The following is a 14,367-nucleotide window of genomic DNA, read 5'->3' on the forward strand; positions in this document are numbered from 1 at the left end:
TATTGCCTACAGCCATGCTTTTTTCCAAAACCCACCGCCGAAAGCCGATACCTGAAAGCTCTAAGCATAATCTTAAATTTTATTTTGCCCACTAACTTAATACAATAGGCCATTTAAGGCAAACTAGACAGATGGAAATAGTAGACAAAACCCCAAACACTCAAAATTCTGTGACCACTTCTCAAAAAAATCAAATGAAAACGGGCGTATTAATCGTAAATTTAGGTACTCCAGACTCTCCTAAAACCCCAGATGTGAGAAAATACCTTCGTGAATTCTTGATGGATGGTAGGGTTATCGATATCCCAGTGGCTTTTAGATGGATGCTCGTAAACTTGATAATTGCACCTTTTCGCTCGCCAAAGTCTGCAAAAACTTATCAAGAACTTTGGGAGGATAGAGGTTCTCCATTAAAGTTTTATGGTGAAGATGTAGAAGAAATGCTCCAGAAAGAACTTGGTTCTGACTTTGAGGTTAAGCTAGCAATGCGTTATCAAAGTCCAAGTCTTGATTCTGTGTTGGAACAATTCAGAAAATCGGGTTTTCAAAAAATAATTGTGATTCCATTCTTTCCACAATATGCCTCAGCAACGACTGGTTCAGTTTATGAGAAAGTAATGAAAATCGTTTCAGGTTGGCAAATTATTCCAGAGATTAAATTTGTCAATACTTATTACGATCATCCAAAATTTATCGAACATTTTACTTCTGCGGCGCGTAATTATATGGCCTCGCATGATTTTGATTATTATATTTTTAGCTATCATGGCGTTCCCGAACGACAAATCCGTAAGGGAGATTGTACGGGTGAGACCTGCAAGTTTGGCTCTTGCTGTGATACAATTCATTCGTTTAATCAGTATTGTTATCGTGCACAATGTCATGAAACAACCCGCTTGATGGCAAAGGAACTTGGTTTGAAAGAGGGAACCTATTTAACTACTTTTCAATCCCGATTAGGTAGAGACCCTTGGATACAGCCTTATACCGAGGATACGATTAAAAGATTGGCCAAAGAAGGTAAGAAAAGTGTATTGGCCTTTTCGCCCGCATTTGTAGCGGATTGCTTAGAGACTACCATCGAGGTTGGTGAAGAATACAAAGAAGTGTTTGAAGAATTAGGTGGCGAACACTGGCAATTGGTAGAAAGTTTGAATAATTCTCCGATTTGGGTAGAACTTTTGAAGGATTTAGTTACCAAAAATGCTTAGTTTTGAAAAGAAAAAGGGTGGATTAGTTCACCCTTTTTCTTTTCATTCAAACTAATCCGATTTTAAAATGCTTTCACTAATTCTGAGCGTATTGTTTTCAGTGTTGTTACTGGTCAATTTCAGACTTCATCCTAACTTTAAGGTAAATACCTTTCAAGCTATTATATTAAATTATCCAGTTTGTTTTCTTACTGGACTCTTAATGCTTCCGTCTGAGCAAGCCTTTCATTTTGATATTCATGCGGAAGGCTCTCTCTACGCCCTCATACTCGGAGTAGGGTTTGTGGTAACGTTTATTTTATCGGGCGTTTCTACCCAAAAGATGGGTATGACCGCCACCTCCTTAGCGAATAATATCTCGCTGGTAATTCCTGTAATTTTTAGTCTTTTGTTTCTTACTAGAGCTGGTAGCTTTGATTTCCTCAATTATGAGGGATTGGCACTTGCGATAGGTGCAGTTGCTCTTAGTACTTTCAAAAAAGAGGAGGATACCGCATCGGGAAAGGAAAAAAATTGGCTATTGCCGCTAGCTGTTTTTGTGATGTATGGGATTACTAATACGACATTTAATTTTTTGTCGGCTTCCTTCATCAAATCCGATGAGCAGCGAATTCCATATACCCTCACGATATTGATAGGCTCGATGGTTTTTGGATTATTTGTATTGTTGTATAGAAAAGTAAAGCATCACGAAAATATCAATCTTATAAGTTTGATTGCTGCTATTCCGCTAGGCGTACCTAATTTTCTTTCGTTCTATTATTTACTCAAAGCACTTAGCGACTATGATAACAATGGAGCTTACGTGTTGCCCTTGTATAATATTAGTGTAATTATGGTTTCGTCTTTGGTTGGTATTGTTTTTTTCAAGGAAAAACTTACCAAACTCAATTACCTTGGGCTATTATTGGCCTTGATTGCTATTTTTCTCATTAATCATCAAGGTTTTTTTTAGGGAAAAAAATAAAGGCGCTGTACATCGGCGCCTTTATTTTTTGCTAATATATCTACTGTTTTTGAGGTAAAACCGATAGGGCAGTTCGACACCCTGAGTTATTCCAATTCTTGTGGTTGTAACGATTTGTTCTTCATCAATAGTAGCGGAGGGAGCTATTAAGGTCAAATCATGAGTTTTTACATTCCAAAAGTTCATTTCTTTGTTAATTCCAAAGGCTTGAACCAATTTGGCCGGACCAGAGCACAGATTCCGAATCGAATCGGTATTTCTCCTTTTTTTCATCAAATCGATTCCTTTGGTGGGCTCCAAGGCCCTGATAAGCACGGCCTCGCCAACTCCCTCTTTATTTCCAGATATATTTACACAATAGTGCATTCCGTATATTTGGTAAACATAAATAGTCCCTTCCGAACCAAACATTGGCGCATTTCTCGTCGTTTTTTTTCGATAAGCGTGACAAGCAGGATCGTCCTGAAGGTAGGCTTCTGTTTCTACAATTATTCCTTCGTATATGCCTTCCAAAGAAATAAGTCTAAGCTGCCAACCTAAAAGGGCTTTTGAAAGCGAAAGTGTATCAAGATTCAATAATTCCTCCAATTCTTTCATAAGCATATATTTACTTTTTCCTGCGGATTCTTACTCGGATGTAAGTAAATGGGCAAAATTTGTGTTAAACAATCAGGCAATACGAACTCTATATTTAACTATTACAATACGTTGGAAGTTTGTTCTTTAATCTTTTCTAATTCATCCTTCATGTTTACTACGAAACGTTGAATACCAACATCGTTCGCTTTAGAACCGATGGTGTTGATTTCACGACCGATTTCCTGAGACAAGAAATTTAGTTTTTTCCCATTTCCTTCTTTTACAATTGTCTGAAAATAGTCAAGATGTGTGCGGAGGCGAACTTTTTCTTCTGAAATATCGTATTTTTCTACATAATAGACCAGCTCTTGTTCGAAGCGGTTTTTGTCAAAATTTTCATCCTGTAACAAATCTGCCACAGATTTTCGAAGGCGTTCTCTAACACCTGGGATTCGCGATTTATCTAGCTCTTCCACTTGGCTTAATAATTTGCCAATATTTTGTGCGTATTCGATAAATTTGGCTTGTACAATTGCTCCCTCTCTTAATCGAAACGTGTTACATTGTTCTACCGCTTTGTTGACTGCCTGCAAAATTACATTCCATTCTGCTTCACTCTGCTCTTCAGATACGGCGTCGGTGTTGAAGGCATTTGGCATGGTCAGGGCTATTTTTAGTAATTCTGTGGTTTCGATGTTGCCAAAAATCGCAGCGGTTTCTGCCAAGTCTTTTACGTATGCTTGTACCAAGGCACGGTTTACAGAAGTACCCGCCGTGGCATCTGTGTACTGTACTTGTAAATTAAATTCTATTTTCCCTCTTTCTAACTGTTGAGTAAGAATGTTACGTATCTCAATTTCTCGAGATGAAAAGGTTTTTGGGATACGACAATATATATCTGTGAATTTAGAGTTCAAGCTTTTGACTTCAGCAGTTACAGTCAGATTATTTGCTTCTACAACCGCTTTCCCGAAGCCTGTCATTGATTTTAACATAGTATTCAATTATTTTACGTTCTATGCAATTTGCAGGTAAAAATTGATTTGTCCAAATAAAAAAAGAGGAGGCATTGCCAAAACCTTGGGCAAATACCTCCTCCTTATGTATATTGTATTAGAAACTAAAGGCTTTTGATTTTGATACTTCTATACCATACGTCGTTGCCATGGTCTTGTAATACGATATGTCCTTTTAGAAACTTACCAAAATCTGGCATATTTTTGAACTTGCTATTGGCAATAAGGTCTTTCCAATTTTGGTCATCCATGCGCGTTTCCACTACCTTTACTCCGTTCATATATACCTGAAGGCTTCCTTTGTTGCTGATAATTCTTACTTGGTTCCACTCACCAACTGGCTTTGCTGGTTCTGACGATGACTGAATCAAATCGTATAAATCGCTCGCACGATGTTTTTTGATTTTTCCGTCTGGGTGACCATCATTATCTATTACTTGAATTTCAGGGCCAGTAAACCATCCGTAGGCATATTTTGCATCTTCTTGGCTGTTGATATAAATACCACTGTTTCCGTTAGGAGATATTTTCCACTCAATACTTAATTCAAAGTTTTCGAATTCTTCGTTGCTTACAAGGTCGCCAGAACCTTCCTTTCCTTTGGAGGTGTCATATTTTAGTGCACCATCCGAAACTATCCAATTGGCTTTTACTTCTTTGCTTTTCCAAGTATGCCAACCTGTAGTTGTTTTTCCGTCAAACAATAAACGCCATCCTGATTTGATTTCTTTTTTGGATAATGTATTCGGAGTTTCTTTAGCCTGGAGACTAAAAACGGATGCTGAAAGCATTAAGCAAGTAATTAAACTAGTTTTTTTCATGTAATAAAGGGAATTTAGAAAATGGGCTGTTGGGTAATTAAACTTACCATATTGAAAAGCAAATGTAATACTCAATTCCGAATATTATACCCTGAAAAGGTGGGAAACTTTCAGTCGAGGATTTGAGATTTATGATTTTAAATTTTGGGAAAATATTCTCACTTTATTTTAAACAAGAAAATAGAGGCTATTTTTTGATAGTCTTTTTACTGCATAAATAGGGATTGTCTAGTTCAGGATAAGTTGTGAACCTATTTTTAGAACAGTATCAAACTGTTTTTTTTATAAAAAAATCTTTAAAAGTACCTAGCTTAATAAGCTTCAAAAAAAATAATTTTTCAGGCTTACAGCTTTCAGCTTTGGGCATACGGCAAATTATATTGATACTAAAAAATAATATAAAAACTCCTTGCCTTGTGCCTCTTGCCTTCAACACTAAACGACAATTTCTTACTAACAAAATGGGCTTGCAACGAGAGTTGCAAGCCCAGAAAGGTATGAGTATTTAAATTACCTTCACATTATTTTTTCTTTTTTACTTCGAAAAAAATAGCCAAGCCTAACAAACCTACCAATAAGAATGAAGCAACAAAGTCAATTTTTGAGCCTTTTGCCACAACCTCTGGTTCAAACTTGAATTCTATGGTGTGTTTTCCTGCAGGAACCACCAACGCTCTCAATACATAATTGGCGCGTAAATGTGGTTTGTACTGTCCATCGATATATGCCTTCCAATCTTGATTGCCACGATAAAAGATTTCTGAGAAAACCGCTAATTGTTCTGAGCTAGCATTTGAAGTATATGTCAAATGGTTTGGCTTGTAACTAACAAGCGCTATCTTATTGTTGATAGAATCTGCTTTGATAGCTGATAAATTTCCTAATTCAGGTTTGAATCGTTCGTCTATGATAGCTGTCTTTTTAGGATTAAAATTGGTCAGGGCATTGATTTCTTCATCAGCGTTTGGAACCATTTTAATTTCTTGAACAAACCAAGCGTTCCCACAAGCTTCTGGGTTTTGCTGTACCGTTGGCGCTCCTTGGGCTCCTGGTACCACGATGTATTTGGCATTAAGCATATTTAATACCTGTAGGTTCAACGGATTTTTTGACAAATGATGCTCTACCAACTCTTGATACCTACGCAACTTTGCTCCATGATAACCACCAAGAGATTGATGATAATAAGACATTTTGGCATCGCCCATAAAGTTGCTCGATAAATCAATAACTTTATAGGTGCTTTTATCTTTCATAATCTCAGTATCGAGAGGCGATGGCGCTGTATTTTCTTCTACGGCTGCTTTATCCATAAAAGAATCATTATTAAAATATCTTTTATCTACACTGAACAAGTCGAAGGTAACCAACAAAATCAGAATAGGATAAAGTACTGTCTCCTTTAGTTTACCTTTCACAAATGCCCAAATAGCCGCAGCGGTAATCGAAATCAGCATAAAAGTACGTAAAGCATCCGAGCGAAAAATTGAGGCTCTATCCTTTACAATGGCATTGAGAATTTGGGTATCAAAATCTTTGTTGCCCGACAACTGAAAGTTGGCGTCGTTTGGTGAGCGGAAGTTGAAGAACAAATCAGGTAGCAAGCCAAGGATTAAGGCAAATCCAGCCGTCAAACCAAAGCTAATAAAGAACGCATCTTTGATTTGCTCGAAACGGAGTTTTTCTTCCACAATTCTTTTAATGCCTAAAACTGCCATTGTAACCAAGGAGAACTGCACAAGGCATAAAATCATCGTAACAGCTCTGAACTTATTAAACATAGGGAAGTAGTCAAACATGAGGTCGTTGAAGAAGAAGTTTTTACCCCAAGAAAGTACCACGTACAACACGGTTGTTCCGATTAACCAATATTTAAGAGAGCCTCTTACCAAAAAACAGCCCATTAAAAATAAGAAGCAGATTACGGCGCCAGCATAGGCAGGTCCTCCCACAAAGCTTTGGTCGCCCCAATAGGCTACGCTTCTTTCCGAGAATCCAAGGGCTACCTCTTCAGGCTGTCCGTTATCTATTAATAGTTTATAGGTCTCAGATTTTTTCCCCCCGAGCGAACCCCCTGAAGCCCCACCTCTAAAATTAGGGATGAGTAATGTTCCTGTTTCTCCAATGCCATAGCTCCAGTCGAAAGCATAGTCTTTATCAAGCCCGCCATTTGATTGGGTATTCGATTTTAATTCAGATTTGCCACGAATGGTTTCTTTAGAATACTCAAGATTGCTCCAAAGTCTCATAGCATGGTTGGCGGCGCCTACGCCCAAAGCTCCAGCTAAGATTGCCAAAGAAAGTACTAATTGTTTGATTTCTCCTTTTTTGATTTTTTCAATAGCTTCTACCAATATCAAAATGCCCCAAGAAAGGAATAGATAGTAGGTGATTTGTACGTGGTTGGCATACAATTCCAAGCCCATAAAGAGTGCTGTTAGGGCGGCACCAACCCAATACCTACCTCTCATAACTAATACCGAGCCAGCCAATACTAATGGGGCAAACGCAAGTGCCAAAGCCTTTGAGTTATGTCCAGCAGGTATAATAACCATATTGAATGTTCCTAGGGCATAACCTATTGCCCCAAGTACCGAAAGCCAATTGTTGAGTCCAAGAATAATCAGGAATATATACATGCCAAGCATCTCCAAAAATATCATATTGATAGGACTAGGAAGCGCATTGTTGGCATATTGACCTATTTTTGTTGTTATACTATTTGGGTAATTTGCCGAAATCATATAAGTAGGCATACCACCAAACATGGAGTTGGTCCACCAAGTAGTTTCACCAGTATTTTTTTTGAATTCTACTGACTCATGTGCGGCCGCCTGAGCCATTTGAATGTCATGTTGCTGAATGACTTTGCCTTTAAGGGCTGGTGATGCGTAAATCCCTGCCAATACTGCAAAAAATACAATCGCTACAATGTGCGGAAGGAATTTTTTGAATGAAAATTGCATGTTTTGTGATTAAGATTTTCTAGGGTTAATGTTTAAATATCTTATCTGCTATGAAACAAAGATAAAAGGAATCATTCATTCATGAATGAACTTGTTGGTACTTTCGAGAGTTTTTATATCAGTTTCCATTACCAAATACGTTATCTGGATATATAATGTTGGATTTTTATTAGAAAAACCTCGCTATTTTTCGGTTTTTTGGATTTTTCTCTCGAAAATTCAAACCATTTATCCTTAACTTTGTCAATACGTATAATAATACTCATAACTAGATATAATGAAAAAATTGATTTCGATTATCACGTTTGCTATAGCTATTAATCTTTCTGGTGCGCATGCACAAGACTCGAAAGCTGGTGCAATCATTGATGCAATGCAAAAAAAATACAAGTCGTTGAAGTCCTTCAGTGCTACATTCGCCTATGGAGCAGATGGTAGCAAGCAAGTACTCAAAGGAGACATCACGGTAAAAGGACAGAAGTATCGTCTAAAACTTGCTGGTCAAGAATTGTTTAATAACGGAAAGGACGTTGCCACTTATATCAAAGAAACCAACGAAGTGAATATTTCTGAATACGAGCCTAGTGAGAATGACTTGAATCCAGCAAAGGTGTATTCGTTCGATAAAAAGGGTTATAAATATACATTTGTCGGAGAGGTTAAAGAGTCTGGTAAAACTTTTGAGGTTGTGGAGCTCTCTCCAGAAAAAAAAGGAGGACAGGTTTCTAAAGTCAAAATTAAAGTAAACAAAACGGATAAAACTGTAGGCGGTTGGACCATTATTGATAAAAGCGGAAAGCGTCAGACTTTCAACGTGATTAAGTTTAATCCTACTTCAAATGTTGATGATAAATTTTTTACTTTCGACAAATCTAAATATCCAGGTGTTGAAGTAAACGATCTTCGTTAATAGGTTTCAAAAAAAAAGGCTAGCTCAACGATTGAGCTAGCCTTTTTTTTGAAAATGTTTTTTATTCAGATTTTTTTAAAAGATATAATCCCGCAAAAGTAATAGCCCCGTTTAACAATAATTTTTCAAATCCAAATTCATAGCCATTTAACCATGCTTTAGAGTTGCTTACAATGAGAAAGGTAAGGATTGGTGCGATAATGCAAACAATTGGCACAAACTTATCTTTGATTGGGGTTTTCGTAAATAGGCCGAAGGCAAATAATCCAAGCAAAGGCCCATAAGTATAAGAAGCAATATTAAATACCGCCGAAATGATAGATTGCTTACTGTAAGCATGGAATATCATAATGACGATAAAAAACAAGGCAGAAAATCCAATATGTACATAGTGCTTTATTTTGTTACGTTCTGATTCTTGATATTTTTCGATATTCATAAAATCAATACAAAAAGCCGTGGTCAAAGCCGTAAGTGCTGAGTCTGAACTTGCATAGGTAGCTGCAGTAATACCTAATAAAAACGTAACAGCTGCAACAATGCCAAAATGTCCTCCCAAGGCTAATACTGGATACAGTTCATCTGTTTTGGCAGGAATCGCAAATCCTATTTTGTTGGCATAGATATACAGCAAAGCCCCCAACGCTATAAACATAAGAGTTACTACAGCGAAGGTGCAACAAAACCAAAACATATTTTTCTTGGCCTCATTGATATTTTTACAAGTCAGATTTTTTTGCATTAAGTCTTGATCTAAGCCTGTCATTACGATAGAAATGAAAATCCCTGAGACAAAATCTTTCAAGAAATGATGTTTGTAAGCAAAATCATCGAAGAAAAACATTTGAGAATATTTACTTTCTTGTATTGCCGAAACCATACCTGTAAAGCTAAATCCTAATTTATGGTTGATGAGCACAATGGTCAAAGCCAGAGCAGTTAGGAGGAAGAAGGTCTGTAAGGTATCGGTTACAATAATGGTTTTTACGCCACCTTTGTAAGTGTATACCCAGATTAAGCCAATTGTGACAAGAGCCGAAACAGCAAAAGGAATATTTAGTTTATCAAAAATGGCGAGTTGCAATACCTGCACCGCTAAGAATAATCGTGCGGCCGAGCCGAGTGTTCTTGCCAAAAGGAAAAACGCAGAACCGGTTTTATATGACCAAAACCCAAGACGCTTTTCGAGATAGGTATAAATTGAAATAAGATTGAGCTTGTAATATAAGGGCAATAATACAGTAGCAATCACAAAGTATCCTACCAAGTTGCCAAGGATGATTTGATAATAAGAGAGAGAGACATTTCCTACATCCCCCGGTACAGAAATGAACGTAACACCCGAAATTGATGTTCCTATCATACCAAATGCTACCAACCACCATGGAGATTGTTTGTTTGCTGTAAAAAAAGTGTTTGTATCAGCACCTTTGGAGGTAAAATGTGCAACAATAATTAATAATAAAAAATATACTGCGAGAATGCCAATGGCTAAACTTGTACTCATAATTTTTAAGGTTGAGTTGATAAGTAAATAGTTGAATTGGGTGTTTGATAACAAGAAAATAATACTTGCTTTGTAATAAAAATGAAAGGCAAAATTGATATTTTTTGTTAAATTTGCTAATAGAGCGACTAATATATTTCTTCGCTCATTATTAATACGTTATAATCCAATAAGTTAAAAATAATAAATCTTTCAAACATGCGCCCATTTGAACAATTTGAAGAAGAAGTAGATGTACTGGAGGATATAAAGGATGTCGACCAATACGACCTAGTAGTCTTCAATGATGACGTCAATACGTTTGATTATGTTATCGAAACGTTAATTGACGTTTGTGGACACAGCCCAGAACAAGCAGAACAATGTACTATCTTGATTCATTTCAAAGGTAAATGTTCTGTCAAAAAAGGTTCTTTTGATGAATTAGCTCCTATGCGTAATGACATTTGTCGCAGAGGGCTTTCTGCTGAAATCATGTAATCATGAAATTGCTTGTCTTTATTAATTGCTTACCAAGTTGAATTATCCATCCAAATTAATTGAACAGGCTATCGACGAAATAGCTAAATTGCCAGGCATTGGCAAAAAGTCTGCTTTGCGTATGGCTTTACATTTGCTCAAAAGAGATGAGAAGCATACACTCAAGCTAGCTGAGGCCATTGTGGCTATGCGCACCCAAATTCGTTACTGTGAGCAATGTCACAATATCTCTGATACAGAATTGTGTGGGATTTGTGCCAGCAACAAAAGAGATAAAACACTCATTTGTGTGGTAGAGGATGCTCGCGACGTTTTAGCTATCGAAAATACCTCTCAATATAGAGGTCTATATCATGTGTTGGGAGGTATTATTTCTCCACTGGAGGGGATAGGGCCAAATGATTTGAAAATAGAGTCTTTAATCAATCGTATTACTTCTTCCAAAACTACAGATTCGCCTATCACCGAAATCATTCTCGGATTGAGTCCAACCATGGAGGGTGACACTACTGCTTTTTATTTGACTAAACGAATTAAGCCTTTTGGTGTCAAACTAACAACTATCGCAAGGGGCATTCCAATCGGAGGTGATTTGGAGTATGCCGATGAAATTACACTTGGTAGAAGTATCGTAAGTCGTATTGCTTACGAATAAAGCAATTTTACAATCTTTTATTTAATTTTCCCGTTTAATAAAGGACAGGATTACTTAAACTTATATTTACTTATGAATCGTAAGAATTTTTTGAAGTCTGCATTTGCATCGGCTTTTGTACTTTCAGGATTAAAATCTTGGGCATTCGGTAGAAAATCTAATTATAATCAATTTTTACCTTCTTTGTCTTTAGAGCAGATTGCAGCACAATCGGCTCCATTTTCATTAGCTGCGCTTCCTTATGCTCCTGAGAGCTTGGAACCCAATATTGACAAAATGACTATGGAAATACATCATGGCCGTCATCACAAAGCGTATGTTGATAACCTGAATAAGGCTGTAGCTGGTACGCCTGCCGAAAAACTAACACTTATCGAGTTGATAAAAGATGCTAGTAAACAGCCTGCTGCGATTCGTAACAATGGCGGAGGTCATTGGAATCATACTTTTTTCTGGAATGTACTCTCGCCAAAGGGTGGTGGTGCTCCAAAAGGGGATTTAGCAAAAGCTATTGATTCTACCTTTGGTTCTTTTGATAAATTTAAAGAGGAGTTTACTAAAGCTGCTACTTCAAGATTTGGCTCTGGATGGGCTTGGCTGATTGTTCAAGATAAAAAATTAGTTATTACTTCAACTCCAAACCAAGACAACCCACTAATGGATGTGGCTGATAAAAAAGGACAACCTGTTTTAGGGCTAGACGTTTGGGAACATGCTTATTATTTGAAATACCAAAATAAGCGTGCAGATTATATTACAGCTTTCTGGAATGTAGTAAATTGGGACGAAGTCTCTAAGAATTTTGAAAATGCTTTAAAATAGGTTTTGTTTAATTCCAACTTAATGTGACCTTTGTATCCCCATTTTTGTTTTGTCAAAGATGGGGATTTTTCAATAAACAAACTAGATGATCTTATGAATTCGGAAACACTTCTCGACACAATTCCATCACTTGACCTTGCAGATTTTTTGTCGGGTGATACAACACGTAGAGCAAAATTTGTACAGGATTTAGGCTCGGCGTTTAATAATATTGGTTTTGTAGCTATCAAAAATCATGGTTTGACCGACGAACTTACCCAAAAACTTTATGAGGTTGTTCAGAAGTTTTTTTATTCTGATGATGAACTAAAATTTAAGTATGTAGTGCCCGGAATCGCAGGTCAGCGTGGCTATGTTGCCAAAGGAAAAGAAACAGCCAAAGGGTTTAAGGTAGCGGATTTAAAGGAATTTTATCATATTGGTCAACCAAAAATTAATGATGGTGACCCGATTTGGGCTGAATATCCCGATAATGTATTTCCGACAGAGCAACCAGAGTTTGAAGAATATACTGTAAAAGCTTATCAAACGCTTCAGGAAGCAGGCAAAAACTTGCTTCGTGCTATTGCCCTTTATTTGGAGTTACCAGAGGATTATTTTGAGAGTAAAGTAAAACATGGAAATTCGATTCTTCGTGCCATTCACTATTTCCCTATTCCAAATCCTGAAGATGTGCCCGAAGGAGCGGTTCGTGCAGCTGCTCATGGCGATATCAATTTGATTACGCTTTTGATGGGAGCATCCGCAGAGGGATTGGAGGTGCTTCGTCGCGATGGGCAATGGATTCCGATTACTTCTTTGCCCGAATATGTTATCGTAAACGTAGGAGATATGTTAGATCGTTTGACTAATCATAAGCTTAAGTCAACGATTCACCGTGTGGTAAATCCACCAAAGGAAAAACTTGGTACTTCGAGATTCTCAATTCCTTTCTTTATGCACCCTCGTTCTGAAATGGATTTGACCTGCCTAGAATCTTGTGTAAATGCTGAGAATCCAAAATTATATGTAGATATGACAGCTGGCGAGTTTTTGAATGAACGCCTCATAGAACTAGGACTTAAAAAATAAATATTTGTATTTTATACCTACATAAGCTTGTTGTCGATTTGTTTAATCAAAACAATTTTGTGAATTTAGCAAGGCGTTTGAGGAGGCGTGCTTCCCAAACGCTTTACCATTATTAAACGCCGTTGGAGAGAATGCCCATAAATGCATTCTTGCTTGCATCTGATGAAACTTACTAAGCATTATGATTTCTTAAAAGACGTTCTTGTCTTGGCATTTACAACTTTTGGTGGCCCTCAGGTTCACCTTGCTATGTTTATTAATCGTCTGGTCAAGCAAAAAAAATATTTGACAGAGGAGGAGCTATTAGAAATACAAGCTTTATGTTCCTTTTTACCTGGGCCAAGTTCTACCCAAACACTCATTGCCATAGGTTATAAGTTAGGTGGTCCAAATTTGGCTTACATGACTCTTCTTCTTTGGATTACTCCAGCCGTTACGATTATGACCTTGGCGGCATTTGGCATGACGTATCTCGAAAACCGAAATATTGTTCGTTTTATTCAACCTATTGGTATCGCATTCATTATTTATTCTGGCGTACTTTTGGGTAAACTTGTGCTAAAAAACCCTTCAAATTACCTCTTAATGATACTCGTGGCAGCGTTTGCCTTTTATTTTCAATCGCCTTGGGTCTGTCCAATTGCTTTAATCGTTAGCGGTACTATTACTTCATTTAATTACAAAGAACATCCTCGTCAAAATAAACATCGAATGATTATACCTTGGGCAAATTTTAATTTGTTTTGGGGTTTTTTAGTTTTCTTGGCATTATTAGGTCATTTTACAGACTCGATGCCTCTACTTCTTTTTGAAAATTTTTATAGAAATGGAAGCTTAGTTTTTGGAGGAGGCCAGGTATTGGCACCAATGTTATTTACCGAATTTGTCGAGTTTAAAGAACTTATTCGAAGTGATGATTTTTTGACTGGAATGGCACTTTCACAGGCATTGCCTGGGCCAGTCTTCGCCTTTACTTCCTATTTAGGAACTTTGGCCATGAAAGGCCATGGTATCGGGCAGCAATTGCTTGGTAGTGCGGTTGGCGCGGCCGGGATTTTTCTCCCTGGTACTTTTTTAATCTTTTTTGTTTACCGTATTTGGGGGCAGTTAAAGCAGTTTAGAGCAATTAGAGCGTCTTTAGATGGGATTAATTCAGCTTCGGTAGGGTTGACACTTGGCGCTGCAGTTTCATTTTTAGAACCAATCATTGGACAAGGTGATTGGTTAAGTATACTCACAATTTGTATAACCTTGCTAATTATTCGATTTACCAATATACCAAGTTTTTATATATTCCTTGGAGGACTAGCTATTGGTTTGATTGTTTATTTATAGATTTTGCCCATAAATCTCCTATGTTCA

13 protein-coding genes are annotated in these 14,367 nt (G+C 37.2%); 8 read left to right on the top strand and 5 right to left on the bottom strand.

The window, feature by feature from the left end; all coding sequences use genetic code 11:
- Positions 1-131: 131 nt before the first annotated feature.
- Together hemH and ACOVQ4_RS02545 are read left to right on the top strand one after the other, a co-directional pair.
- Positions 132-1,211 carry a ferrochelatase gene (gene hemH, locus ACOVQ4_RS02540; protein WP_421819095.1) on the top strand — a complete coding sequence of 360 codons (1,080 nt, stop codon included), beginning with the start codon at positions 132-134 and terminating at the stop codon, positions 1,209-1,211.
- A 67-nt stretch (positions 1,212-1,278) separates the two neighbouring features.
- Positions 1,279-2,166 carry an EamA/RhaT family transporter gene (locus ACOVQ4_RS02545; protein WP_421819096.1) on the top strand — a complete coding sequence of 296 codons (888 nt, stop codon included), beginning with the start codon at positions 1,279-1,281 and terminating at the stop codon, positions 2,164-2,166.
- Positions 2,167-2,199: 33 nt separating this feature from the next.
- Here the strand turns inward: ACOVQ4_RS02545 and ACOVQ4_RS02550 are convergent, their stop codons facing one another.
- From ACOVQ4_RS02550 to ACOVQ4_RS02565, 4 genes are all read right to left on the bottom strand, one after another.
- Positions 2,200-2,781 (bottom strand): DNA-3-methyladenine glycosylase, encoded by a 582-nt coding sequence (locus ACOVQ4_RS02550; protein WP_421819097.1) that lies wholly within the window; start codon positions 2,779-2,781, stop codon positions 2,200-2,202.
- A gap of 95 nt (positions 2,782-2,876) precedes the next feature.
- Entirely contained in the window at positions 2,877-3,752 is an 876-nt protein-coding gene (locus tag ACOVQ4_RS02555; protein ID WP_421819098.1) for a YicC/YloC family endoribonuclease, read from the bottom strand.
- A gap of 125 nt (positions 3,753-3,877) precedes the next feature.
- Entirely contained in the window at positions 3,878-4,594 is a 717-nt protein-coding gene (locus tag ACOVQ4_RS02560) for a 3-keto-disaccharide hydrolase (RefSeq protein WP_421819099.1), read from the bottom strand.
- Between the two features lie 521 nt (positions 4,595-5,115).
- A complete protein-coding gene (locus ACOVQ4_RS02565) occupies positions 5,116-7,560 on the bottom strand; it encodes a hypothetical protein (protein ID WP_421819100.1) in 2,445 nt (814 codons plus the stop codon).
- Between the two features lie 277 nt (positions 7,561-7,837).
- Between ACOVQ4_RS02565 and ACOVQ4_RS02570 the strand changes: the two genes are divergently transcribed.
- Positions 7,838-8,470, top strand: coding sequence for a LolA family protein (locus ACOVQ4_RS02570; protein WP_421819101.1), 633 nt, complete (start codon positions 7,838-7,840; stop codon positions 8,468-8,470).
- A 61-nt stretch (positions 8,471-8,531) separates the two neighbouring features.
- Here ACOVQ4_RS02570 and ACOVQ4_RS02575 read toward each other — a convergent pair whose 3' ends face one another.
- Positions 8,532-9,977 carry a sodium:solute symporter gene (locus ACOVQ4_RS02575; RefSeq protein ID WP_421819102.1) on the bottom strand — a complete coding sequence of 482 codons (1,446 nt, stop codon included), beginning with the start codon at positions 9,975-9,977 and terminating at the stop codon, positions 8,532-8,534.
- Between the two features lie 198 nt (positions 9,978-10,175).
- Between ACOVQ4_RS02575 and ACOVQ4_RS02580 the strand changes: the two genes are divergently transcribed.
- From ACOVQ4_RS02580 to ACOVQ4_RS02600, 5 genes are all read left to right on the top strand, one after another.
- Complete coding sequence (locus ACOVQ4_RS02580) at positions 10,176-10,457, top strand: ATP-dependent Clp protease adaptor ClpS (protein WP_421819103.1); 282 nt, start codon at positions 10,176-10,178, stop codon at positions 10,455-10,457.
- Positions 10,458-10,494: 37 nt separating this feature from the next.
- On the top strand, positions 10,495-11,112 hold the full coding sequence (gene recR, locus ACOVQ4_RS02585; protein ID WP_421819104.1) for a recombination mediator RecR: 618 nt from the start codon (positions 10,495-10,497) through the stop codon (positions 11,110-11,112).
- A 72-nt stretch (positions 11,113-11,184) separates the two neighbouring features.
- Positions 11,185-11,934, top strand: a complete 750-nt coding sequence (locus tag ACOVQ4_RS02590; RefSeq protein ID WP_421819105.1) for a superoxide dismutase — start codon at positions 11,185-11,187, stop codon at positions 11,932-11,934.
- Positions 11,935-12,027: 93 nt separating this feature from the next.
- Entirely contained in the window at positions 12,028-13,005 is a 978-nt protein-coding gene (locus ACOVQ4_RS02595; protein WP_421819106.1) for an isopenicillin N synthase family dioxygenase, read from the top strand.
- Positions 13,006-13,167: 162 nt separating this feature from the next.
- Positions 13,168-14,340 (top strand): chromate transporter, encoded by a 1,173-nt coding sequence (locus ACOVQ4_RS02600; protein WP_421819107.1) that lies wholly within the window; start codon positions 13,168-13,170, stop codon positions 14,338-14,340.
- The last annotated feature ends 27 nt before the right edge of the window (positions 14,341-14,367 follow it).

This window comes from Flectobacillus sp., assembly GCF_049240685.1.
Lineage (GTDB): Bacteria > Bacteroidota > Bacteroidia > Cytophagales > Spirosomataceae > Flectobacillus.